At 72.4% G+C, this 23,702-nt stretch carries 22 protein-coding genes; 7 read left to right on the plus strand and 15 right to left on the minus strand.

Going from position 1 to position 23,702, the window contains the following annotated elements; genetic code table 11:
- Nucleotides 1-15 precede the first annotated feature (15 nt).
- The 6 genes from DEI83_RS13160 to DEI83_RS13185 all read right to left on the minus strand — a co-directional run bounded on the left by DEI83_RS13160 (nt 16) and on the right by DEI83_RS13185 (nt 7,234).
- Nucleotides 16-1,248 carry an ABC transporter permease gene (locus DEI83_RS13160; protein WP_111082403.1) on the minus strand — a complete coding sequence of 411 codons (1,233 nt, stop codon included), beginning with the start codon at nt 1,246-1,248 and terminating at the stop codon, nt 16-18.
- A complete protein-coding gene (locus DEI83_RS13165; RefSeq protein ID WP_258371205.1) occupies nt 1,245-2,213 on the minus strand; it encodes an ABC transporter ATP-binding protein in 969 nt (322 codons plus the stop codon). The genes DEI83_RS13160 and DEI83_RS13165 overlap by 4 nt, the downstream gene beginning before the upstream one ends.
- A 129-nt stretch (nt 2,214-2,342) precedes the next feature.
- Nucleotides 2,343-4,031, minus strand: coding sequence for a glycoside hydrolase family 13 protein (locus tag DEI83_RS13170; RefSeq protein WP_111082404.1), 1,689 nt, complete (start codon nt 4,029-4,031; stop codon nt 2,343-2,345).
- A gap of 37 nt (nt 4,032-4,068) precedes the next feature.
- On the minus strand, nt 4,069-4,989 hold the full coding sequence (locus DEI83_RS13175) for a carbohydrate ABC transporter permease (protein ID WP_111082405.1): 921 nt from the start codon (nt 4,987-4,989) through the stop codon (nt 4,069-4,071).
- A complete protein-coding gene (locus tag DEI83_RS13180; protein ID WP_258371206.1) occupies nt 4,989-5,921 on the minus strand; it encodes a carbohydrate ABC transporter permease in 933 nt (310 codons plus the stop codon). The genes DEI83_RS13175 and DEI83_RS13180 overlap by 1 nt, the downstream gene beginning before the upstream one ends.
- A gap of 11 nt (nt 5,922-5,932) precedes the next feature.
- Nucleotides 5,933-7,234: an ABC transporter substrate-binding protein gene (locus DEI83_RS13185; RefSeq protein ID WP_111082406.1), complete on the minus strand. Its 1,302-nt coding sequence runs from the start codon at nt 7,232-7,234 to the stop codon at nt 5,933-5,935.
- Between the two features lie 131 nt (nt 7,235-7,365).
- On the opposite strand from DEI83_RS13185, the gene DEI83_RS13190 reads away from it, so the two are divergent.
- Nucleotides 7,366-8,574 carry an ROK family protein gene (locus DEI83_RS13190; protein ID WP_111082407.1) on the plus strand — a complete coding sequence of 403 codons (1,209 nt, stop codon included), beginning with the start codon at nt 7,366-7,368 and terminating at the stop codon, nt 8,572-8,574.
- Nucleotides 8,575-8,593: 19 nt separating this feature from the next.
- On the opposite strand, the gene DEI83_RS13195 is transcribed toward DEI83_RS13190, so the two are convergent.
- Nucleotides 8,594-9,592, minus strand: coding sequence for a low specificity L-threonine aldolase (locus tag DEI83_RS13195; protein ID WP_111082408.1), 999 nt, complete (start codon nt 9,590-9,592; stop codon nt 8,594-8,596).
- A 59-nt stretch (nt 9,593-9,651) separates the two neighbouring features.
- Between DEI83_RS13195 and DEI83_RS13200 the strand changes: the two genes are divergently transcribed.
- Nucleotides 9,652-10,563 (plus strand): metallophosphoesterase, encoded by a 912-nt coding sequence (locus DEI83_RS13200; protein ID WP_111082409.1) that lies wholly within the window; start codon nt 9,652-9,654, stop codon nt 10,561-10,563.
- A 173-nt stretch (nt 10,564-10,736) separates the two neighbouring features.
- Complete coding sequence (locus tag DEI83_RS13205; RefSeq protein WP_111082410.1) at nt 10,737-11,798, plus strand: NADP-dependent oxidoreductase; 1,062 nt, start codon at nt 10,737-10,739, stop codon at nt 11,796-11,798.
- A 59-nt stretch (nt 11,799-11,857) separates the two neighbouring features.
- On the opposite strand, the gene DEI83_RS13210 is transcribed toward DEI83_RS13205, so the two are convergent.
- From DEI83_RS13210 to DEI83_RS13230, 5 genes are all read right to left on the minus strand, one after another.
- Nucleotides 11,858-12,745 carry an ABC transporter permease gene (locus tag DEI83_RS13210; protein WP_258371207.1) on the minus strand — a complete coding sequence of 296 codons (888 nt, stop codon included), beginning with the start codon at nt 12,743-12,745 and terminating at the stop codon, nt 11,858-11,860.
- Complete coding sequence (locus tag DEI83_RS13215) at nt 12,732-13,721, minus strand: ABC transporter ATP-binding protein (RefSeq protein WP_111082412.1); 990 nt, start codon at nt 13,719-13,721, stop codon at nt 12,732-12,734. The genes DEI83_RS13210 and DEI83_RS13215 overlap by 14 nt, the downstream gene beginning before the upstream one ends.
- Nucleotides 13,718-14,797 carry a DUF2092 domain-containing protein gene (locus DEI83_RS13220; protein WP_111082413.1) on the minus strand — a complete coding sequence of 360 codons (1,080 nt, stop codon included), beginning with the start codon at nt 14,795-14,797 and terminating at the stop codon, nt 13,718-13,720. Before DEI83_RS13220 ends, DEI83_RS13215 begins: the two co-directional genes overlap by 4 nt.
- A gap of 129 nt (nt 14,798-14,926) precedes the next feature.
- Entirely contained in the window at nt 14,927-15,388 is a 462-nt protein-coding gene (locus DEI83_RS13225; RefSeq protein WP_111082414.1) for a ribose-5-phosphate isomerase, read from the minus strand.
- Complete coding sequence (locus DEI83_RS13230) at nt 15,385-17,199, minus strand: dihydroxyacetone kinase family protein (protein WP_111082415.1); 1,815 nt, start codon at nt 17,197-17,199, stop codon at nt 15,385-15,387. Before DEI83_RS13230 ends, DEI83_RS13225 begins: the two co-directional genes overlap by 4 nt.
- Nucleotides 17,200-17,313: 114 nt before the next feature.
- On the opposite strand from DEI83_RS13230, the gene DEI83_RS13235 reads away from it, so the two are divergent.
- Together DEI83_RS13235 and DEI83_RS13240 are read left to right on the plus strand one after the other, a co-directional pair.
- Nucleotides 17,314-18,144 carry a GolD/DthD family dehydrogenase gene (locus DEI83_RS13235; protein WP_111082416.1) on the plus strand — a complete coding sequence of 277 codons (831 nt, stop codon included), beginning with the start codon at nt 17,314-17,316 and terminating at the stop codon, nt 18,142-18,144.
- Between the two features lie 118 nt (nt 18,145-18,262).
- Nucleotides 18,263-19,303 (plus strand): sugar-binding domain-containing protein, encoded by a 1,041-nt coding sequence (locus DEI83_RS13240; RefSeq protein WP_220036801.1) that lies wholly within the window; start codon nt 18,263-18,265, stop codon nt 19,301-19,303.
- Nucleotides 19,304-19,346: 43 nt separating this feature from the next.
- Here DEI83_RS13240 and DEI83_RS13245 read toward each other — a convergent pair whose 3' ends face one another.
- Nucleotides 19,347-19,871 carry a DinB family protein gene (locus tag DEI83_RS13245; protein ID WP_111082417.1) on the minus strand — a complete coding sequence of 175 codons (525 nt, stop codon included), beginning with the start codon at nt 19,869-19,871 and terminating at the stop codon, nt 19,347-19,349.
- A 106-nt stretch (nt 19,872-19,977) separates the two neighbouring features.
- Nucleotides 19,978-20,991 (minus strand): GTP-binding protein, encoded by a 1,014-nt coding sequence (locus tag DEI83_RS13250; RefSeq protein ID WP_111082418.1) that lies wholly within the window; start codon nt 20,989-20,991, stop codon nt 19,978-19,980.
- A gap of 44 nt (nt 20,992-21,035) precedes the next feature.
- On the opposite strand from DEI83_RS13250, the gene ykgO reads away from it, so the two are divergent.
- Together ykgO and DEI83_RS13260 are read left to right on the plus strand one after the other, a co-directional pair.
- Nucleotides 21,036-21,158 carry a type B 50S ribosomal protein L36 gene (ykgO, locus tag DEI83_RS13255; RefSeq protein WP_056224971.1) on the plus strand — a complete coding sequence of 41 codons (123 nt, stop codon included), beginning with the start codon at nt 21,036-21,038 and terminating at the stop codon, nt 21,156-21,158.
- A gap of 28 nt (nt 21,159-21,186) precedes the next feature.
- The gene (locus DEI83_RS13260; RefSeq protein WP_111082419.1) at nt 21,187-21,843 is read left to right on the plus strand and encodes a histidine phosphatase family protein; all 657 of its coding nucleotides are present in this window, start codon (nt 21,187-21,189) and stop codon (nt 21,841-21,843) included.
- Nucleotides 21,844-21,935: 92 nt separating this feature from the next.
- On the opposite strand, the gene DEI83_RS13265 is transcribed toward DEI83_RS13260, so the two are convergent.
- Complete coding sequence (locus tag DEI83_RS13265; RefSeq protein ID WP_181431226.1) at nt 21,936-23,678, minus strand: glycerol-3-phosphate dehydrogenase/oxidase; 1,743 nt, start codon at nt 23,676-23,678, stop codon at nt 21,936-21,938.
- Nucleotides 23,679-23,702: the final 24 nt, after the last annotated feature.

Below are 23,702 nucleotides of genomic sequence, written 5' to 3' on the forward strand. Positions count from 1 at the left end.
GCTCCGGGCCTCCCGTCAGCGGGAGCGCGCCACCGTGCGGGACCGCCGCCACCCGGCGATCTGCCTGAGCGTCACCTTCGACCCGTACTGCGCGACCGAGTGCCGGAACAGGTACTCGGAGAACCACAGCAGGGCGACGGCCACCGCGAACACCTCGACGATGCAGACCACCGTCTCGACGACCGACAGCGACCCGACCGCGTTCCGCACCATCGCCGTCACGGGGGTGAACGTCGGGAAGTACGTGAAGAACGCGGCGATCGGCGACGAGGGTGTCGTCATGACGAAGAACGCGGCGTACAGCGGGATGATCACCGCGAAGAGCGCCGCGGACTGCAGCGTCGACGCGTCCTTGATCGTGGGGACCGAGGCGCCGACGGCGACGAACAGTGCGGACGCGAGCAGCACCCCACCGGCCAGGAGCAGCGCCCCGGCGACCATCCGCCACGGATCGAGCGCGACGCTGCCGACCCGCCCGGCGACGAGGGGCAGCACCACGGCCAACGAGAGGAGCCCCGGCACCAGGAACACGCCGACCTGCACGAGTCCGACCAGGAGCATCGCGATGACCTTGCCGCGGATGAGCGTGCCGGCGGTGACGGTCGTCAGGATCATCTCGGAGATGCGGTTCTCCTTCTCCTCGACCACGACGGTCACCATCCGGGCGGCGAGCAGGACGACGAGCCCGAAGAACGCGGCGACGTACAGCAGCGGCGGCACGATCGACAGCCACCCGGGGGCGATCTGCCCGTCGGCGTACGTGGTGACGTCGGCGGAGGGTGGGGAACGCAGGATCCGGACGGCCTCGGCGTCGTCGACCTGTGCGGCGACGCTCTGCTCGAGCACCCGTCCCGCCAGCGCCGAGTAGCCGTTGTTCGCGAACAATCCGCGGTCGGCGCCGAGGACGGTGACCGGTGACGTGGACGGCTTCGCGGGGAACTCGATGAACGCGTCGAGGTGCCCGGAGCGCACCGCTGCCCGGTCGGCCGCCGGGTCTTCGGACGGGGACCCGCCCCACTTCGCCGCGACCGTCCGCGACACCAGCCCGGAGTGGTCGACGTAGTGGAACGGCGTCTTGGCCGCCGACCCGCTCGAGACCGCCGAGTCCGTCCCCGCCGCCTGCCCGACGCCGACGAGCAGCGAGACGACGATGACGACGAGGGGGAGGGCGAGCGTCCCGATCCAGAACGCGGGCTTCTTGACCGCTCGGACGAACTCGAACCGGACGACGGTGCCGAGCCGGCTCACCGCGTCGCTCCGGCCGCTGCCACCGCGGCGCCCTGGCGTCGGTCGGCCCGGGCGGCGTCGCTGCCCGCGTCGTGCCCGTAGAGCTGGACGAAGATCTCGTCGAGGGGGATGCGCCGCATCGCGAACCCGGTGACGTGCACCCCGGCGCCGACGAGCTCGGCGAGGATGTCGGACCCGTCGCGGGCGGCGGCCGCCGTGGGCACGAGGTGCGCGACGTGCCCCTCGTGCCGGACGAGCCGGTAGCGGTCGGACGGTGGGACGGGGCCGGTCAGACCGACCTCCGCGACCGCGCCGCCGAAGGCGTCCTGCACCTCGGGGATCGTGCCGTACGCGGCCGCGACGCCGTCCCTGAGGAGCAGGATCCGGTCGCACAGCCGCTCGACCTCGTCCATGTGGTGGGTGACGAGGACGACGGTCGCGCCGTCGGCCTTGCGCTCGTCGACGAGGTCGAGGAGCAGCCGCCGGTTCACCGGGTCGAGGCCCTTCGTCGGTTCGTCGAGGATGAGCAGCCGCGGCCGGTCCATGATCGTGATGCCGAGCTGCACCTTCTGCTGCTGGCCGCCGGAGAGCCTGTCGATGCGGACCTTGGCCTTGTCCGCCAGCCCGACGCGCTCCAGGTAGTCGCTCGACCAGCGCGTCGCCGGGCCCCTGGGCATCCCGCGGAGCGCCGCGAAGTACGTCATCACGTCGATGACGGTCTCCTTGCGGTAGAGCCCGCGCTCCTCCGGCAGGTACCCGATGCCGCCCGTGGCCGGCCGGTACGGCTCGCCGTCGATCGTGAGCGTGCCCGCTGTCGGTGCCGTGATGCCGAGCAGGGCGCGGATCGTCGTGGTCTTGCCGGAGCCGTTGCTGCCGAGCAGCCCGAACGTCTCACCGGGGGCGATGTCGAACGTCAGTCCGTCCACGACGTTCCGGTCCCCGAACCGCATGACGAAGTCCCGCACGCTGATGCCTGCTCCGGCCACGCGGCCCCCTCTCGACGTGCCGACCCTACCGAGCCCGACTGACGGCTCCGGCCGCAGCGGTGACCCGACGGCGGACGGGAGGCCCGGCACACGTCGTGCACCGGGCCTCCCGTCCGCCAACGGGTCGCGTCAGGGACGCAACCAAGCGGTGCCCACCCCCGTCAGCACGCCGTCTGCCACCGGCGCACTGGCGAGCAGCAGCTCACCCCGGGGGAGCCGGTACGGCTCGTCGCCGAACACCGTCACGCTCGTCCAGCCGTTCGGGCGACGGAAGGCCAGGACGTCGTCGCGCCCGGTCTCGAGCCACTCGAGGTGTTCCTCGGACTGCAGCGTGCGACGGAGCCGGAGCGCTGCGCGGTACAGGTTGAGGGTCGAGTCGGGATCGGTGTCCTCCGCCTCGACGCTGGAGTCGGCGAACCAGGCCGGCTGCGGCAGGTGCGCGCCGTCGGGCCCGAAGCCGAAGGACGAGCCCTCCCTGGTCCAGGGGATCGGGACGCGGCACCCGTCGCGGCCGACGTCGACGCCCGGGTTCCGGAAGTACGCCGGGTCCTGGCGGTCGGCGTCGGGGATGTCCCCGACCTCGTGCAGGCCGAGCTCCTCGCCCTGGTACAGGTAGGCGGACCCGGGCAGCGCGAGCTCGAGGAGTGTCGCGGCACGGGCACGTCGGAGGCCGAGGTCACGGTCGAGGTCGTCCTGCGAGCCACCGGCGAGCAGCCACGCGCTGCCCTGCTTCTCGGTGGTCGGGGCGTGCTCGGCGTCACCGCTGCGCGGGGGCAGTGCGTAGCGGGTGGCGTGCCGGACGACGTCGTGGTTGGAGAACACCCACGTCGTCGACGAGCCGGACTGCTCCGCCAGTCCGAGGTTGAACTCGATGATCGTCCGGAACGACCCGGCGTCGAAGTCGGCCTCGAGCAGGTCGAAGTTGAAGGCCTGCCCGAGTCCCTCGGCGCTGGCGTAGCGGGCACGTCGGTCGGCGGCGACCCAGGCCTCGGCGACCGCCGTGCGGGCCGGGGTGTACTCCTCGAACACCCGACGCCACTCGGCGTAGATCTCGTGCACCTCGTCGCGGTCCCACAGCGGGTGTGTGCCGTCCTTCGGCAGCGCGGAGACCTCGGCCCACGTCGGCAGGTCGCCCGCGGGCAGGTCCTTCGCCAGGCCGTGCGCCACGTCGATGCGGAACCCGTCCACGCCGCGGTCCGACCAGAACCGGAGCGTGGTGAGGAAGTCGTCCCGCACCTCCCGGTTCGCCCAGTTCAGGTCCGGCTGCTCCTTCGCGAAGCTGTGCAGGTACCACTGGCCGTCGCCGACCGCGGTCCAGGCCGGGCCACCGAAGATGGAGATCCAGTCGGCGGGGGCGTCCTGCCCGGACGGGCCGGTGCCGTCGCGGAACACGTAGCGGTCCCGGGCGGGCGAGCCCTTCGGGGACGCGAGGGCTTCGCGGAACCACTCGTGCCGGTCGCTGGTGTGGTTCGGGACGACGTCGACGATCACCCTGATCCCGGCGTCGTGCAGCGCCGTGACCATCGCGTCGAAGTCGTCGAGCGTGCCGAGTCGCGGGTCGACGTCGCGGTAGTCGTCCACGTCGTAGCCGCCGTCGGCGAGGGCGGACGGGTAGAAGGGGCTGAGCCAGACGGCCTCGACGCCGAGGGACGTCAGGTACGGCACCTTGGCCGTGACGCCGCGGAGGTCGCCGATGCCGTCACCGTCGGCGTCCGCGAAGGACCGAGGGTAGATCTGGTAGACGCTCGCCTGGCGCCACCAGGTCTCGTCGGTGGCGGTGGTCGTCGGCTGCACGGCCGGGTCGAGCACGTCGGTCATGGGGTGCTTCCTTCGTTCGGGGTCGAGATGCTGTCGGTCACTTGATCGCGCCCTGGGTCACGCCGGCCATGACCCACCGCTGGGTGATCAGGTAGACGATGATCGCCGGGGCCATCGCCATCAGGTACGAGGCGAACGACACGTTGTAGTTGTTGCTGAACTGGGTCTGGAACATCTGCTGCAGCACCGGCAGGGTCTGCAGCGCCGGGTCGGAGGTGATCAGCGACGGCATCACGAAGTCGTTCCACGAGGCGAGGAACGCGAAGATGCCGACGGTGGCGCTCATCGGTGCCAGCAGCGGGAACACGAGTCGCCAGAACACCTGCCCCGTGCTCGCACCGTCGATGCGGGCACTCTCCTCCAGCTCGGCCGGGATCGACCGCAGGAACGCGGTGAAGAGCAGCACGCTGAACGACAGCTGGAACATGACGTGCAGGATCGCGACGCCGAACGGGTTGTCGAGTCCGACCAGTCCGGTGAGCTTCACCTGCGACAGCGCGAGCACCGGGAACGGCAGGAACATCGCCGCGAGCAGGTAGAAGAACGACCAGCGGAAGAGCTTGCGGTCCCAGTTCCGGGCGATCGCGTACGCCGTGAACGAGGCGAGCAGGATCGTGCCGGCGACGGTGATCGCGGCGACGAGCACCGAGATGCCGAACGCCCTCGGGAAGTCGGTGAGCTCCCACGCCTGCACGAACCCGTCGACGCTGAACGGCGCCGGCAGCGAGAACGCGTTGCCGTCGACGGCCTGCCCGGTGGTCTTGAAGGCCATCGTCAGCGTCACGTAGAGCGGGACGAGCACGGACAGCGCGCAGAGCACGAGGACGACCGTGACCGGCCAGTTCGCGCTCCGACCGCGACGACCGGCACTGCGGCCGCCGGCGGTCCGATCGGCGTCGACCGACCGCATGCTGCCGGTCGCCGTGGTGGTGGGCTGGAGTGGTGCCTGCAGGGACATCAGAGCGCTGCCTTCCCGCGGGTGGCCCGCAGCTGGATCACGGCGATCACGACGGCGATCACGAAGAAGATCGTCGCGTTGGCCATCTGGTAGGCGTAGTCGCCACCGTTGAAGCCCTTGAAGATCGACATCGCGACGCTGGTCGTCGAGGTGCCGGGGCCACCGTCGGTGAGGCCGACGATGATGTCGTACGAGTTGAGGAAGTTCTTGAACCCGATGACCAGGTTGATGAGGATGTACCCGGCGGTCAGCGGCACCGTGATCGACACCAGCTGACGCCACGCACTGGCGCCGTCGAGCGACGCCGCCTCGTACACGTCGCCGGGGATCGACAGGACCCCGGCGATGTAGATGAGGAGCGTCGAGGGGATCGCCTGCCATGCGGTGACCACCACGATCGCGATCCACGCCAGGTCCGGGTCCGCCAGGATGCTCTGCTCGAGCGGCGCGAACCCGAGCGTGGTCGCGAGCGCCGGCAGGCTGTTGGCGAACAGGAACGAGAACACGTAGGCGATCACGATGCCGGAGATCACCATCGGCAGGACGAACACCGCCCGCAGCGCGATCTTGCCGCGCACCTTCGACGTCAGCGCGATCGCGAGCAGGAACGCGATCGCGTTGACGACGAGAACGGTGACGAGCGAGAACCCGATCGTGAACAGGTACGCCTGCAGGATCGCCGGGTCCGAGAACACCGCCACGTAGTTCGTCACCCCGATGAAGCGGAACTCGCCGAAGCCGACGGAGTTCGTGAAGCTCAGCACGATGCCCATCACCGCCGGCAGCGTGATGGCGAGCGTGAACAGGACGAGGGTGGGGAGCAGGAACGCGAGGAACAGCGGGTCGACGCGTGGCCGCTTGCGCCGTCCGACCTGGAGGCCCGTGGTCGGGCCGTCGGCACGGCTCGCGGGGGCCTTCGTTGCGAGGGTCATGGTCGTCTCCTTCACGCGGCCGAGCGGAGCGCCAGCCGCGCCCAGTCGGAGTCGAGGGTGCGGAGTTGTCGCTGCGGGTCGCCACCGAAGGCGATCGACTGCGCGTAGTTCGCGACGGGGATCTCGGCGGGGATGAGCTGCGAGGCGCCGAGGTAGAAGGCCGCGTCGTCATAGTACGACTGCATGCCGCGGAGGGCGGGGTTCGACGCGGGCGGTGCGTCCTTCCGGACGCCGAACCCGTTGTTGTCGGCGTTGTACCGGTCGTTCACCGCCGGGGCCATGAGGAACGACAGGAACTCCCGCGCCGCCTCCTGCTTCCGTGACGCCTCCGGGATCCACAGCGCCAGGTCGACGTTGACCCGGACCTTCCGGTCGGCCGGGTCGTCGGTCACGGGCAGCGGGAACGTGCCGAGGTCCATGTCGGGAGTCGTCTTCGCGATCTCGCCGAGTGCCCACGGACCCTGCAGGTACATCGCCGCCTTGCCCTGGGCGAACGCCAGGTTGCCGTCGCCGTACCCGCGGCTGACGGCGCCGGGCTGGTGCCACTCGCGCAGCTGCGCCATCCGCTCCATCGGGGCCGCGAAGTCCTCCGCGAACGACGGCGCCGAGCCGGTGCCGACCCGGGTGCCGGCCTCGCGGAGCGCCGCGAACGTCGCCGGGGTGTCGATCATCCCCCCGATGCTGTAGTCGAACATGCCCTGCGCGATCGTCCAGTTGTCCTTGAACGTGCCGTACATCGGCGCGATCCCGGCCCGCTGGAGTCGCTCGCAGACGTCCGAGAACTCGGACCAGGTCGTCGGGACGTCGAGTCCCTGCTCCGCGAACAGGCGGCGGTCGTAGATGACCGAGGCGGCGGTCACCGAGTACGGCAGGGCGCTCTTCCGGCCCGGGTAGTCGGCGGTCTGCTCCATGAGGGGCCACAGGTCGGGGTTGATCGTGGCGGCCTCGGGCAGGTCGGAGAGGTCGGTGAGCGCCCCGTGCTCGACGAACGGCACCACCGAGAAGTTGTAGTTCCAGCAGCCGAGGTCCGGCGGGCTGTTCCGCACGAAGTTCGCCGACATGCTCGACGTGGAGTCGCGGACCACGCGGATCTTCGACTGGACCTGGTGGAACTGCGCGATGAGGTCGTCGAAGTAGCCGATCACCTCGGGCTTCGACACGTAGAAGCTGATCGTCTCCGGCCGGGACCCCGATGCCCCGACCGGTGCACAGCCGGCGAGTGCGAGGCCGCTGGCGATGCCGCCCGCTCCGAGCAGGAACGACCGCCGGCTCAGCGCGGATGCGTCGGCGGCTCGTGTGGCGCGTGGTTGCACGTCGTCTCCGTTCGCCGGGACCGGCGCCGTCGCCGTCCCGGTGTGCGAGCTGCTCCGATGCGGCTCGCAGGACTAAATATACGGAGAAAATCTAATCGCGCAAGCAAGTCGCGTCGCGGTAGTCTCGCCCCATGCCGCAGCGTCGAGGGTCTCCCCGTGCCTCCAGTGCGGAGACCGTCCTCGACCACGCGCTCGCCGTCGCCGCGTTCACCGCGACCGAGGCGATGGAGGCCACCGGACTGACGCGCTCCACCGTGCTCGCGGCGTGCGAGGACCTCGTCGCCCGCGGTTGGCTGACCGAACTCGACGACGCGCGTGCCGCGGGGGAGTACCGCATCGGCCGGCCTGCCCGCCGTTACGAACTCGACCCGACCGCGGGGCTCGTCGTCGGGGTCGACGCCGGGCAGCACCGGGTGGCGGCGTACGTCGCCGACCTCCGCGGCACGGTGCTCGCGCGGGCGGAGACCGACCTCGGCACCCGCGGCCTCGACGTCGCCGTCCGCCTCGAGGCCGTCGCGACCACCGTGGCCGCAGCGCTCGCCGAAGCCCCGGCCGACGCCGACCGGGTCCTCGTGACGACCGTCGGCATCCCCGCACCCGTGGACGCCCGGGGTGCCTCACCGGACGACGGCGGGTTCTGGGTGCGGATGAACCCCGGCTTCGACGCCGTGGTGCCCGGGGCACGCGTGGTCGTCGAGAACGACGCGAACCTCGCCGCCATCGCCGAACGGCCGTCGTCCCCCGAGGCCTCGTTCGCCGCGCTCCTGGCGGGGGAGCGGTTCGGCGCCGGTCTCGTCGTCGACGGGGTGCTGCTCCGCGGTGCCCGGGGCGGCGCGGGCGAACTGCGCGCGCTCGAACTCGTCGTGGGCGTCGGGTCGTCCGACGGCCTCGGCGCCGCCGCACGCACCGCCGTCACCGCGGCTGCGGAAGCGGGCCGGATCGCACCGGACACCCCGCTCGGCCGTGCCGTCGCCCGCGGTGCGCTCGACGCGGGCGCGGTGTTCCGCGCAGCCGGAGCGGGCGATCCCGTGGCCGCCGGAGTGGTGGACCAACTCGGGGACCTGCTCGCCCGGGTCTGCGTGCTGCTCGCGAGCCTGCTCGACATCGACCGCGTGGTCGTCGCCGGAGCGATCGCCGGGCACGCCGGCGCCGTCATCGACCGTGCCGCCGAGGTGCTCGGCAGCGGACGGTTCGACCCGGTGCCCGAGATCGTCGCCTCGACGCTCGGCGCGGACGTCGTCGTGACGGGTGCCGTCGCGCTCGCGCTCGACACGGTCCGGGCGGACCCGCTGACGTTCGAGCTGCGCCCGGCGCACGCGGCGACGGTGGCTGTCGGCTGACAGCCGTCCGCGCGGTGGGTCAGCGGGGGAGCGTGGCGAGCACCTCGGCCGCCCGCTCGGCGTCCTCCGCCGACACGTCCAGGTGCGTCACCAGCCGGACCGTCGTCCGTCCGAGCCGCATGACCCGCACGCCAGCGGTCTCGGCGGCGGTGACGAACGCGGCCGGGTCGGACACCTGTGCGAAGACGATGTTCGTGTCGACGGTCTCCGGGTCGACGTCGAGCGCTGCCGCGAGCACCCGGGCGTTCGCGTGGTCCTCGGCCAGCCGGTCCACGTGCTCGTGCAGGGCGTGGCGGGCTCCCGCCGCGAGGATGCCCGTCTGCCGCATGCCCCCGCCGTAGCGCTTCCGCCAGATCCGCGCGGCCGCGATCCGCTCGGCCGTGCTGACGAGCACCGAGCCGACGGGTGCGCCGAGGCCCTTCGACATGCAGACGGAGACCGTGTCGAACCCACTCGCGAGTTCGCGGAACGGGGTACCCGACGCCACGTGTGCGTTCCACAGCCGGGCACCGTCCAGGTGCAGCCCGATGCCGTGCTCGCGCGCGAACTCCTGCACCGCGCGGACCTCGCCGACCGGCTGCACGGTGCCCCCGCCGAAGTTGTGGGTGTTCTCGATCGCGATCGCCGTCGTCGACACCGAGTACGCGCCGGCGTTCGGCTCGGCGATGTCGCGCACCGCATCAGCCACGAGCCGGCCGCGCTCGGACGCCCAGGTCCGGGTCGTGATGCCGGAGAACACGGCGGCGGCACCGAGCTCGGCGCGCACGACGTGGGCCTGCACGTCGGCGAGCAGTTCCTCCCCGGGACCGACGAGCAGCCGCAGCCCGAGCTGGTTCGCCATCGACCCGGACGGGGTGAAGAGACCGGCCTCGTGCCCGAGGAGCTCCGCGACCTCCTGTTCGAGCGCCGTGGTCTCGGGGTCCTCGCCGAACACGTCGTCGCCGACCTCGGCCTCCACCATGGCGCGGCGCATCGCCGGGGTCGGACGGGTGACGGTGTCGGAGCGCAGGTCGATCACCGGACAACGGTAACCCCGACGACGGACCCGGGACGCAGGGCCCGGCTACGGTGTGCCACATGCAGCCTCCCGCACCCGGAACACTCCGCATCCTGCACCTGTCGGACACACACCTGACCGGTGACGGCTCCCTGCACCAGGGCACGGTCGACACCACGGCGGCGCTGACGGCCCTGCTCGACCACGTGGACGGGATCGAGGGCGTGGGACTCGTCGTCGTCTCCGGCGACGTGTCCGAGGACGGTTCGCCGGAGTCGTACACGACGGCCCTCGACACGGTCGGCGGCTGGGCGGAACGACACGGTGCCGCCTTCGTGACGGTGCCGGGCAACCACGACCAGCGCGCCGGGTTCCGCCGCGTCCTGTTCGACGGGCACGTCCTCGGCGACGGCGGCGGACCGCTCATGCACACGATGGAGCACCACGACCCCTCGGTCCCGGTCCGGGGGCAGTCGCTCGTGGCCGGTCGCCGGATCGTCACCGTCGACACGAGCGTCCCCGGAGCCGGGTACGGGGAGCTGTCGACCGCGGCCCTGGACCACCTCCGGTCCGCGCTCGCCGAGCCGGCACCGCACGGATCGGTCGTGGTCCTGCACCACCCGCCGCTGCCCGCGCCCACCTCCCTGCACGACGCCCTGAAGCTCCGGAACCCGGAGGACCTCGCCGGCGTGCTCCGCGGCACGGACGTCCGGGTCGTGCTCGGCGGGCACTACCACCACCACTTCGCCGGGTCGCTCGGGGGCGTCCCGGTCCTCGTCGCCCCCGGGGTCGCGAACGACAACGACGTCGCGGGCCCCTACGCCGAGGAGACCGCGCTCATCGGCACCGGTGCCCTGGTCGTCGACCTCGCCGAGGACGGCTCGACGTGGTCGACACCGGTCCGGCTGCCCCGACCGGATGCCGACCGGCGAGCGCTGCACCTCGACGCCGGGTCCGCCGCCCGCATCGCGGAGGCGTTCGGTCCGTCCTGACCGACGGCGTCGGCCTGCTGGCGGCGGGCGGGTGTGGCCCGCCCGGGGCGAGGCGCGTGGCGGCCCCGCCCCGGGCCTCCCGGCCGGTCCCTCCCTGCGAGTCCCCCAAGTCCACGGACACCGACACGGCTGCGGCGAGTAGGACGGACGCACGACGTCCCGAGGAGGGTGACATGCGAACCGGTAGCGCAGTCCAGTACGAGCGGTACGGCGACTTCGACGTGGTCGAGGTCGTGTCACAGGAACGGCCCACGCCCGGACCCGGCGAGGTCCTCGTCGAGGTCATCGCGGCCGGCCTCAACCACATCGAACGCTTCCTCCGCGAGGGCAAGCTGCAGGACCACATCCAGGTCGACTTCCCAGCCCGTCAGGGCGTCGACGTGGCCGGGATCGTGCGGGCACGCGGCGACGGCGTGAAGGACCTGCGCGTCGGTGACGAGGTCATGGGCCACGCCCCCGAGGGCGGCTCGCACGCCACCTGGGTGGTCGTGCCCCGTGACGCCGTCGTCATCAAGCCGACGCACGTGGGGTGGGAGGTCGCTGGCGGACTCTACCTGGCGGGCTGTACCGCGGTCGACGTCGTCCGGAAGCTCCGGCTCGGCCCGGACGACACCGTCGTCATCAGCGCCGCCGCCGGTGGTGTCGGTCACATCCAGTGCCAGCTCGCCCGCGACGCCGGCGCGACCGTCATCGGGCTCGGCAGCCCGCGGAACCACGACTACCTCCGGCAGATCGGCATCCTGCCCGTCGCGTACGGCGACGGTGAGGAGGCCCGGATCACCGAGATCGCGGACGGCCGACCCGTCACCGCGTTCATCGACAACCACGGTGACGACTCCGCGCACGAACTCGCACTCCGGCTCGGTGTCGACGAGAAGCGGTTCGTGTCGTCAGAGGCCCGGCGTGACGCCGAACTCCGATTCCTCCGTGCCCCGGCGTCCGACCCGGAGGCGAAGGAGCTCATCCTCTTCCTGGCGAAGGCCGTCGAGGACCGCCGCGTGCAGATCCTCATCTCGGGCTTCTACCCGTTCGAGTACATCGTCGACGCGTACGAGGACCTCGCCGAGATGCACTCCCGCGGCAAGGTCGTCGTCGGCATGCAGCCCGTCGAGACCGGAGCCCGACAGGACTGGTACCGGTCCGAGAAGGCCCGCGACCTGCGCGACCGCTACGCCGAGGAGAAGGCCGACGGCACGCTCGAGAGCGGCTCGCCGGCCGCGCGCGGCGCCGACTGACGTCGCACCCTCCTACCGGCCCGGGGCGCCGTTGCGCACGCTCCGTGTGCGCCCGGTGACTAGCTGAGGATGTCCTTGCTCGCGAAACGACCGTAGGCCAGGGCGCCGAAGACGACCAGGTACCCGAGCTGGAGCAGCGCGTTGCTGCCGAACGAGTCGAACGAGATCGGGTCGCGGAGCAGGTCCCCGAAGCCCAGCCACAGGTGCGAGAACAGGAACGGGTGCAGCCAGTCGAGCTGCGGGAGCTGGTCGAGCACCTGTGACGCGCCGGCCAGGACCACCGTCGCCGCCATCGCGCCGACCGGCACGTTCGTCAGCGTCGAGGCGAACAGACCGATCGCGACGAGGCCGAGCATCGACAGGGTGACGTAGAGCGCGAGCAACACAGCCCTGCCGGCGGAGGACCACCCGTCGACCTGGGTGCCCGAGAGCAGCGTCACGGGGCCGATCGGGAACAGCGCCGCACCGATCGCGGCCCCGACGAGCACGACGAGCAGGGTGGCGGCGAGGCAGAACGCGATCGCTCCGGCGGTCTTCACGAGGATGAAGCGCACGCGCCCGGTCGGGGCGACGAGCAGGTACCGCAGGGTGCCGTGGCTGGCCTCGCCCGCGACGGTGTCCCCGGCGACGACCCCGACCGTGAGGGGCAGGAAGAGCGGGATCGACACCGTCAACGCGGTGAACGACACGAAGAGCCCGTTGTTCGTGATGTCCCCGAGGAACGCCGGTCCCCCGTCGTCACCGTCCGTGGTGAGCCGGACCGCGACGGCGATGAGGACCGGCACGAGCGCGAGGGCACCGAGCATGGCCCAGGTGCGGCGACGGCGGAACACGAGCGCCAGTTCCGAGCCGAGGAGCGCGAACGGTCGGTTCCGCCGCACCGGTGACGGCCGCCCGCCCGTTGCGTCGGCCGGTGCGGTCGCGCGACCGGGGTCAACCAGCGACATCGAATCCCTCTCCGGTGAGTGCGACGAACAGGTCCTCGAGGGTGCCGCCGCCGACCGCGAGGCCGCGGACCCGGACGTCGGCGCGGACGAGTTCGGCGGTGATGGTCTCCGGGGCGACGTCCGCGGTGAGGTCGGCGACCAGGACGTCCGAGCCACCGTCCCGACGCGGTTCCAGGCCGAGGCGGGTGAGGACGACGGCGCCCTGCCCGACGTCGGGTGTACGGACCGTGACGGTCCGGGCACCGGCGGCCCGGAGCTCGTCGAGCGGCCCCTGCGCCACGAGCGAGCCGGTGCGCATGACGGCGGCGTGCGTGCAGACCTGCTCGATCTCGGCGAGGAGGTGGCTCGAGACGAAGACGGTGGTGCCGTCGTCGGCGAGCGAGCGGATGAGGTGCCGGACCTCCCGCGTGCCCTGCGGGTCGAGGCCGTTCGTCGGCTCGTCCAGCACGAGGAGTTCACGCGGGGACAGCAGTGCGTTCGCGAGGCCCAGACGCTGCTTCATGCCGAGCGAGTACGCGTGCGCCTTCTTGTCGGCAGCGTGGGTCAGCCCGACGCGGTCGAGGGCGTGCGCGACACGGTCCTTCCGGGTGCGCGGGTCGGAGGTCGGGTCGGCGGCGTCGAAGCGGGACAGGTTCGCCCGGCCGGACAGGTACGGGTAGAACGCCGGTCCCTCGACGAGCGCGCCGACCCGGGGGAGCACCGAGTGCAGCCCGCGCGGCATCGGTTCGCCGAGGACGTCGATGGAGCCGCTCGTCGCGCTGGACAGCCCGAGGAGCATCCGGATCGTCGTCGTCTTGCCCGACCCGTTCGGACCGAGGAACCCGAACACCGATCCGCGGGGTACGGCGAGGTCGATGCCGTCGACGGCACGCTGCTTCCGGAACACCTTGCGGAGACCGGTCGTGCGGATCGCGAGCTCCGTCGTGCTGTCGGCCGTGCTCGCGCTGGCGAGAGCGGTGTCCGTCCCGGTGGTCACTTCGCCGCGGCGACCAGTGCCGCGACCGGCACCGCGCCCGCGAGGACCCGGCCGTCGTCCGTCAGGTACACGGAGACGAGCGAGGTCTGCACGGCACGACCACCGGCGACCGAGGTCGTCAGCTGGTCGAGGAGGCCGGCGGCGTCCGTCCCGAGGCCGGCCTGGTCGGCGGTCCCCGCGGGGAGCGTCACGACGGTGTCCCAGCCGCTGCCGGAGACCGTCGCTCCGGCGTGTTCCGCCCCGTCGTGGCCCGCGCTGCCGTCGGCGTGGCCGGTGCCGGGGTCGACGTCGGAGAGGTCCTTCGTGGTCACGTCCGCACCGCTCGGCGGCGTGAAGTCGAACAAGCGGGACGCCGAAGCGCCGTAGTCGAGGCTCGTGAAGCCCACCTGGAACGCCGGGTCGTCCTCGCCCGCAGCGGTGACGGCGGCGCGCAACGGCAGGCCGGTCTGCTGGTCGACGGCGAGCTGCACGGTGCCGACGAGGGTGTCGGAGGACTTCGGCGTGAGGGTCAGCAGCCATGCGTCGTGTCCGGCGACCGAGGTCGCGACCGGCTTCGACACCGTGGTGGTGGGCGTGATGGCGTCGATCGCACGCTCGGCGACCTCGGTCGGGGTGGTGGTCCCGCTGCCCGGCGTCTCGTCCGTGCGGCTCGGGAGCGTCACCCGCGTCGCCGTCCGTTCCTCGGAGTCCCAGGTCCACACGGTGTCCCCGTTGCGGACGAGGTCCTGCTCGGCGAGCTGCTCGGTCACCTGGATGCGCTGCTTGTCCGCACCGTCGACGTAGACCCTGGCGGTGTGCGACGCGGTCAACAGCCCGAGTGCGTCCGACGCGTCGCCCTCGAGGGACGAGCCGCCCGAGCCGCTGGGCAGCTCCGGGAGCCCGAGGTCGCTCGACTGCGAGAGCTTGCCGGAGTACTGCGCGTCCGAGGACTCCGCGATGCTGGCGATGACCGCGGCGGCGGTCGGGTCGTTCCCGGCGACCGGGGTGGTGGCGGCGCCGGCCAGCGCGGGGGCGGCGACGGCACCGGCGACGACGACGGGTGCGATGACCGCCGGCAGCCAGACGGACTTCTTCATGGGACTTCCCCTCGGTCGAGCATCGGACTCGCGGTCATGCGTCGCGGGTCGGGAGCACGGTACGTCCGAGAACCGACAGAACGCTGTGCTCCGGCCACGTCCGGTGGCCGGAGCACAGCGGGCGTCGGATCACGCCGTCGGGCGCTCGTACGACCGGATCACGTCGACCTTCTCGGCGCTCGACGACGTCGGGTCGAAGCTGTACCCGAGCCACTCGCGAACCAGACGACGAGCGAGCTCGATGCCGATCACCCGCTGCCCGAGGCACAGCACCTGCGCGTCGTTGGACAGTACGGAGCGCTCGACGCTGAAGGGGTCGTGTGCGGTGACGGCCCGGATGCCGGGGACCTTGTTCGCGCTGATCGCCACGCCGAGGCCGGTCCCGCAGACGAGCAGCGCCCGGTCGGCGGACCCGGAGGCGACGAGCCGGGCAGCCTCGACGGCGACGTGCGGGTAGGGAGTGTGGCCGTCGGCGTCGACCCCGACGTCGACGAGGTCCCGGACGCGGGGGTCGACGGCGAGGTCGGCGCGGAGGACCTCCTTCAGGGTGTGGCCGGCGTCGTCGGACCCGATGACGATGCGGAAGCTCATGCGTGGACTCCTTCGGAGCGGACCGCGGGAGCGGCCTCGGTGGTGGTGGTGGTGGTGTCGGACTCGGCCGCCCGGTCGGGGTGGACCCGGGCGGGACGGGTCAGGACCTCGCCGAGGCGGGTCAGGACCATCGCCATCGAGACCGCCCCGGCGTCTGGGGTGCCGATGCTCTTCGCGGCCAGGGGGCGGGCGCGACCGACACGCGGGGTGAGTGCGGCCGTCGCCGCCGCTCCGGCCCGTGCGGCGCGGGCTGCGGTGGTCCAGGCCTCGGCGAGCGGGGTGCCCTCGGCCACCGCGGCGTCGAGTGCGTCGACGAACGGCAGCAGGGCGTCGAGCAGGGTCTTGTCACCGCGCTGCGCCCGCCCGAGTCGGACGATGGCGTCCGCGAACGCCCGCGTGGCCTCGACCACCAGCGGCGGGGTGACCTCGTCGACGTCGTCGCCGAGCGACGCGCCGAACGCCTCGAGCGCGGCGCCCCAGAGCACACCCGAGGTACCGCCGGCCTCCGCCGCCCAGGCCTCGCCGGCACGGCCGAGCAGGAACCCGACGCCCGCTGACGCGTCCGTGCGCTCGACTGCCCGTCGGGCCGCGCCGACGCCCTTCACCATCCCGCGGCCGTGGTCGCCGTCACCGGCGACGGCGTCGATGCGGCCGAGCTCGAGTTCCTGGTCGCGGAGCAGCCGGTCCACCGCGGCCACGGACACCCGGACCGTGTCGGCGGCCAGCCGGGAGGCCGGGGTGGCGTCCGGCACGACGGTCGCGATGGCCGCCGCCTCCGTCACGGCGGCCGCGGGGACGAGGGCCGCGACGGGCGCGGCCACCTTGCGGTAGGCCGGGGCGTACGCGTCCGCGCGCCAGAGTCGCTCGAGCTCGTCGTCGAGCCACTGCAGGGTGAGGGAGCACCCGCCCATGTCGAGGCTGGTGACGAGTTCGCCGACCTCGGGCTGGACGACGTCGAGACCGGCCCGTTCGAGGAGCGGTGCGATCCGGCCCCAGAGCAGGAAGAGCTCTTCGTACTTCGTGTCCCCGAGCCCGTTGAGGACGGGGGCAACCCGCCCGCCGACCCCGGCACCCGTCGGGCGCTCGGTGAGCAGACGGTCGACGAGCAGCTCGGCGAGCGCCCGTGCCGGCAGGAGCGGGACGTCCCGGATGCCGGGCTCGCCGTGGATGCCGAGACCGAGACCGAGGTGCCCGTCCGGCACGGTGAACAGCGGGCGCTCGGCTCCCGGCATGGTGCAGCCGGAGAAGGCGACGCCGATGGTCCGGGTGCGCTCGTTCGCGCGGTTCCCGATGCGCTCGACCTCGTCGAGGGAGGCGCCCTCGGCCGCCACGGCGCCCATGGCCTTGCAGACGGCGAAGTCGCCCGCGATGCCCCGACGCCGCTCGACCTCGTCCGCCGAGGCGACGTCGTCGGTGACCACCACGATCCGGGTGTCGATGCCGGCCGCACGGAGCCGTTCGGCCGCGATCCCGAAGTTCATCGTGTCGCCGGCGTAGTTGCCGAAGGACAGGACGACCCCGCGGCCCTGGTCGGCAGCCTTCGCGACCGAGTACACCTGGGCGGCTGACGGTGAGGTGAAGACGTTGCCGACGACGGCACCGGTGGCGAGTCCTGGTCCGACCAGGCCGCTGAACGCGGGGTAGTGGCCCGAACCTCCGCCGACGACGACGGCGACCTGCGGATCGGCCTCGGCCGTCGGCAGGGTCACGACACCGCCGGTGACACCGCGGACGCGGTCGGCGTACAGGGCGAGCCAACCGGCGAGCTGGTCCTCGGCGAACTCGTCGGCGTCGTCGCAGATGGTGGTCATGTGTGGTCCTCCTCGAGAGACGGATGGGTGGAACGGAACGGGTCAGGTGGCGTCGCGGCGCGCAGGGGCTCTCTCGATCGCTGGAGTATCTGACATCGGGTATGTTACCCATCCATGCCCACGTCTCCGAACCACCACCCATCCACCACGACGGAGGAGTTCGCCGCCGCACTCCGCCCCGGACCGGAACGCCTCGACCACGGCAACCCGTTCTCCGGTCGCGTCGCGGTGGTCACCGGCGCCGCGTCCGGCATCGGCGCCGCGGTCGCGCACGCCCTCGCCGACCGCGGGGCCCGGGTCGCCGTGCTCGACGTCCGCGCCGACGCCTCGACCGCTGCCGCCGACGCACTCGCCGGCTGCGGGCACCTCGGCACCGCGTGCGACGTCACCGACCAGGACTCGGTCGAGCGGGCGGTCGCCGAGGTCGTCGACGCCACCGGCCGCATCGACGTCCTGGTCAACTGCGCGGGCATCGTCGCGCTCGCACCGGCCGAGGAACTCGGTGCCGACGCCTGGGCCCGGACGCTCGCGGTGAACCTCACCGGCACCCACCGCGTCACGCAGGCGGTCGGTCGCCACATGCTGGCCGCGGGCCACGGTCGTGTCGTGACCATCGCGTCACAGGCCGCGCACGTCGGCATCGACGGACACGCCGCCTACTGCGCGTCGAAGGCCGGGGTCCTCGGGCTCACCCGGGTGCTCGCGCTCGAGTGGGGGCGCCGTGGCGTGACCGTCAACACCGTGTCGCCGACGGTCGTGCTCACCGCGCTCGGCCGCTCGGCGTGGGCGAACGAGGCCGGGCTCCGCCACCAGGACGAGATCCCGACCGGTCGGTTCGCGACGCCGGACGAGATCGCGGCGGCGGTGCTGTTCCTCGCCGGGGAGTCGGCCGCGATGGTGAACGGTGCGGACCTCCGGGTGGACGGGGGGTTCACGATCCGGTAGGGCGCCCGACGCTACGATCGCGGTGTCGTCCCGGCGTCCGCCCGACGACGTCACCCCGGGAGGCCCGCGCTCGATGTCCGTCCCAGCCCCGTCCGGCCCGACACCTGCCGGCGACTCCATGTCCGACGACATGACGCCCGCCGACACCGCTCGCGGCGACGCGTCGTCCGGCACCGCACGGGCGGGCAGCGTCCCGCCCGAGCATGCCGTGGCCGCACCGGACGCCGGTCGCTCGCGCTTCCCGCTCGACACCGTGTACCAGGCGGCTCGGATGTACTACCTCGAGGACGCCACCCAGAGTGAGATCGCGTCGAGGCTCGGCGTCTCCCGCCCGACCGTGAGCCGCCTGGTGTCCGAGGCCCGACGCGCCGGTCTCGTCCGGATCGAGGTCGTCGACCCGTTCCAGGACGAGACCGTCGCCCTGGCCGAGCGGTTGCGTGTGGTGCTCGGGCTGCAGGCCGTGTACGTCACCGCCGTGACGCACGGGGCGACCCTGGGCGTCGACCTCGCCGAACCGGTCGCCGCCGCGGTCGAGGCGATGGGACTCGTGCCGGGCGACGCCGTCCTCATGTCGTCGGGCAGCACGGTGCACGCCATCGCGCACGGCGCGATGCCCCCGATGCCCGGCGTGCAGCTCGTCCCCACCGTGGGCGGCCAGGCCGACCCGAACCAGTGGTTCCAGACCAACGAGATCACCCGCGCGGCCGCGGAGCGTTCCGGGGCGATCCCGGCCTTCCTGTTCGCGCAGGCACTCCCGTCGGAGGCGCTCCGGGCCTCCCTGGACGAGGACCCCGCGTTCCAGCACGTCGTCGGCCTCTGGGGGCGGGCGAAGGGTGCGATCCTCGGGATCGGCGCGCCGGTCGTGACCCGGGACGCGATGGCCCGCGGCCTGCCCGTCGACGACGCCGTGTTCGACCGGGCGACGGGCGACGTCTGCCTGAACTTCACCGGTCCCGACGGCGAGGCCATCGAGTTCCCCGGCAGCGAGCGGATGGTGCGGACCTCTCGTCCGGTCCTCGCCGCGGTGCCGCACGCGGTCGGCGTGGCCGTCGGCGCGGTCAAGGTCCCGAGCATCATCAGTGCGGTGCGGGGCCGCCTCGTGAACGAGCTGGTCACCGACGCGGCGACCGCTCGGGCGCTGCTCGACGCGCTGGCCTGACGAACGCCTTCGACCCGCTGACCGGCCGGGAGGCCCGGATCACTCAGCGAGCGTGCTGCACGTCCCACAGGTGGTGGACCGGATCGTGGGCGTAGTAGACCGCGAGCGTCGCGACCGTGAAGCCACTGCCGTCGGAGCGGCGTCCGGTGCGGTCGAGCTGGTCGTCGCGGACGGCGGTGAACGCGTGCGCTGCCCGACGTGCGGCGGCCTGCAGCTCCTCGGCGACCGTCGCGGGGTCCTGCTCGCCGTACCGTTCATCGACGGCGGTCGCGTCCTGGTCCCAGTTCGGGAAGAGCGGGTCGTCCTCGGCGAGCATCAGCTCGAGGCGCTCCGTCATCTTCCGGTGGACGTCACGGACGTGCGCGCCGTACTCCAGTGCTGACCACGTCGCGTCGTCCGGGCGCTCCCGCACGTCGGGTCGGCGGAGTTGCTCGGGCCACCCGTCCGAGTTCGCGTCGATGACCGCCGGCACGTCCCGGATCGTCACCCTGCTGCCGTCGAAGCCGCAGTCCGGGCACGCCGACTCGATGACCCAGGTCCAGTTCTTCGTGTCCGGTTCGATCGCCACGGCGAGACCGTAGCAGCCCGGGACCGCTCGGGCGGCCCGGCGACCGATGCCGTGGAGCTGTCGGGCGGACCGGCGATCGAGCCGTCGGGTGGACGGGTGGCGCTCGTCACTCGCGGTCGAGCGCCGGCCAGACCGGGAACGGGTCGGCCCAGGAGCGCCAGAGGTCCGGGCCCGCCAGCAGCTCGGTCGGGGTGATGAGCGCTCCGTCGAGGGCTCGTGTGACGCGCTCGACGTCCAGGTCCTCGCCGATGAACCACAGTGCCTGCCCGATCGGGGCGTCCTCGTCCCAGGACGGGTTCGCGGTCGGGTCGAGGGCGAGCATCGCGCCGACGCTCGACCAGGAGCCGACGTGGTCGGGTCGGGAGGCGAGACGGAAGAAGCCACGGGACCGGAGCACCCGGCCGGCCGGTCCGGCGGCCAGGTCGTGTTCGACGACGTCGGCGAGCCGGGCCGGGTGGAACGGCAGCGGGTCCCGGTACCGGAAGGAGACGAGTCCGTCGAGCGTGCGTGGCCGGACCTCGTCCGCGCCGCTCGACAGGGCGCGCATCCACCCGGCTCCACCCGCCAGTACCCGTGCCGCCCCACCGTTCGAGGCCGGCAGGTCCTCGGCGGTCCGCACCCGGGCGTCGGCGAGGACCACGGCCTGCGGTGCGCACCGGTGCACCAGCGCGACGAGGGCGCGTCGGCGCGCGGGCGGTAGCCGCTCGGTGCGGTCCAGCACGATGACGGTCGCGTACTCGACCAGCGCCGCGAGCCGCTCCCCGGCGACGAACGCGTCGTCGACGCCGGACCAGAGCAGGTGCTCGACCTCGCCGGCACGCAGGACGGACACCACGTGCCGGAGCACCCGGTCGTCGCCGGTCTCGGCCCGGGCCGCGTTCGCGAGCATCATGCCGACGGCCCGCGCATCGGTACCGACCGGCATGGTGACGACCAGCGAGTGTCGGGCACCGGGGCCGCAGACGTCACCGAGGCGCTCCGCCCGGTCCGCGATCGTGCGGGCCGCGGCCAGCGCGCTGCCCGGGGCGTGCAACCGGTGGCCGTCGGACAGGCGCGCCGCGATGCGGGCGGCGTCGACGTCGTGGAGTGCGGAGACGAGGGTGATCGGGGCGACGGGCATGTGCAGTACGGTACATGAAAACCGTTCTCAACAAGGAGGTCCGGATGAAGGTCCGCAACTCGCTCAAGGCGCTCAAGAAGATCCCCGGCTCGCAGGTGGTCCGGCGTCGCGGCCGCGTCTACGTCATCAACAAGAAGGACCCGCGCTGGAACACCCGGCAGGGCTGACCCCGGGGGTGGTCCGTAGGGTGAGGCCATGCGACTCCTGCTCGTCCGCCACGGACAGACCCCCGCCAACGTGACCGGCCTGCTCGACGCCGAGGTGCCCGGGCCCGGCCTGACCGACCTCGGGCAGGCGCAGGCCGACGCGCTGCCCCGCGCACTGGGGGACCGGGGCATCGAGCGGCTCTTCGCCTCCACCATGGTGCGGACGCAGATCACCGCGGCTCCGCTCGCGCGGGCGCTCGACCTCGAGCCCGTGGTGCTGCCGGGCCTGCGCGAGATCGAGGCCGGCGACCTGCAGGGCAAGCGCGACACGGTGTCGGTCCAGAGCTACCTGGCGGCGGCGTACGCGTGGGCCGCGGGCGACCGGGACGAACGGATGCCGGGCGCCGAGGACGGGCACGCCTTCTTCGGCCGCTACGACGACGCCGTGCGGCAGATCGAGGCGACCGGTGCCGAGGTGGCCGCCGCGTTCAGCCACGGGGCCGCGATCCGGATCTGGGCCGCGGTGACCGCGCAGAACGTGCCGGACGACCTCGGCCGGAACCGGCACCTCGAGAACACCGGCGTCGTCGAGCTCGAGGGTTCCACCGAGGACGGCTGGCGCCTGGTGGACTGGGCCGGCGAGCCGATCGGCGGCGACGACCTCGCCGACCTCGGCGCGCAGGACCCGACGGGCGAGCGGTTCTGACGGGACCGGGCTCCAGGGAACGCGACGAGGGCGGCCCCACGCGACGACGTGTCGTCGCGTGGGGCCGCCCTCGTCGCGTGTTGCGGAAGGGGTCAGGCGAGCTGCGACGCGGACGTCAGCGGCACGATGACGCCGTGCGACTCGCGGAGGACGTCGAGTGTGCGCTGCACCTCGTCGGCGCGCTCCTCGGTCGTCCAGTCGAGGGTCTCCGCCATGACGTCGGCGAGCTCGTCGAGCAGGTCGATCGTGACGCCACCGACGAACGCGAGGTTCGTGCGGCGGAGCACCACGTCGGCCAGGTGGACGGCGTGCTCGTGGTCGGCGAAGTACCGGACCTCGGCGCGGGTGAGCGTCGCGTCGGACTCGAGCGGCTCGACCGGTCCGGTGACCAGCGCGTCGACGACCTCGGCGGCACGGGTGCCGTAGCGGTCGAGCAGGCGGTCGACCGTCTCGGACGCGAGGCCGTCACGGTGCGACTTGATCCACAGCGCACGCTGCCCGTCGGTGGTCGGGAAGTCCTTGCCACCACCGATCGGCATGCCGGTCGTGTCGACCTTGCGGGTGATGCCGAGCTTGGTCGTGATGTCGGTCGACAGGTGTGCGGCGAGGGCGCGGAACGTCGTCCACTTGCCACCGACGAGCGACAGGACCGTGGTCTCCGGCAGGCCGGTGATCGGGGTGTCGACGATGCGGTAGTCACGCGACACGAACCCGGGGGCGGTGTCCTCGTGGCGGGGGAGCGGACGGATGCCGGAGTAGCGGTAGACGATGTGGTCGCGGTTCAGCTCGATCTGCGGGAAGACGTGCTTCACGAGGCCGAAGAAGTAGTCCACCTCTTCCTCGGTGCAGACCGCCGGCTCGGACGGGTCGGCGTCGATGTCGGTCGTGCCGATCAGGACCCGGCCCTTGAGCGGGTAGATGAGCACGATGCGGCCGTCGTTGTTCTCGAAGAACAGCTCGCGGCCCTTCGTCGCCTCGAGCAGCTCGGGGTTGTCGACGACGATGTGCGAGCCCTTGGTGCCGCCCATGTACTTCGTCTCGCCGCCGAACGCCTCGTTGGTGAGGTCGGTCCAGGGGCCGGAGGCGTTCACGACGACGTCCGCGGTGAACACGAACTCCTCGCCGGTCTCGCGGTCGCGGAGCAGGACGCCTCCGTCACGGCTGCCGGCGGCCTCGACGTAGTTGGTCGCACGGGCGGTCGCGTCGGCACCGGTGCCGGTGCTGGCGGCCAGGCCGTCCTTGAGGACGTCGAGGGCCAGGCGCTCCGGCTCGTGCACCGAGGCGTCGTAGTAGGTGCCCGTGTACTTGAGGTCGCGGTTGAGGGCCGGCATGTCCTCGAGCGCGGCCTTCTTCGTGCGGAAGACGTGCTTCGGAACCGAGCCGCCGTCGCGCGAGAAGGAGTCGTAGATCGTCATGCCGATCTTGATGAGCATGGCGCCGCGCTCCTTCGTGGAGCGCTGCTTGTGCGTCAGCATGCGCAGCGGGGCGTTCATGATGCCGGAGAAGGTGGAGAAGATCGGCATCGTCGTCTGCAGCGGCTTGACGTAGTGCGGGGCGATGCGGATGAGGCCGTTGCGCTCCTGCACGCTCTCGCGCACCAGGCGGAACTCGCCGTTCTCGAGGTAGCGGATGCCGCCGTGGATCATGTGGCTCGACGCGGCCGAGGCGCCGGAGGCGTAGTCGCCGCGCTCGACGAGGGCGACGTCGACGCCCTGCAGGGCGAGGTCACGGAAGGTGGCGATGCCGTTGATCCCGCCACCGACGATGAGGACCTGTGCGTTCGGGCGTCCGGTGAGGGCGGTGACCGTGTTCCTGGGCTGCGTCTTCTTCGACATGGTCGTTCGCATCGCTTTCTGGGG

The sequence above is a fragment of the Curtobacterium sp. MCBD17_021 genome, assembly GCF_003234525.1.
Classification (GTDB): domain Bacteria; phylum Actinomycetota; class Actinomycetes; order Actinomycetales; family Microbacteriaceae; genus Curtobacterium.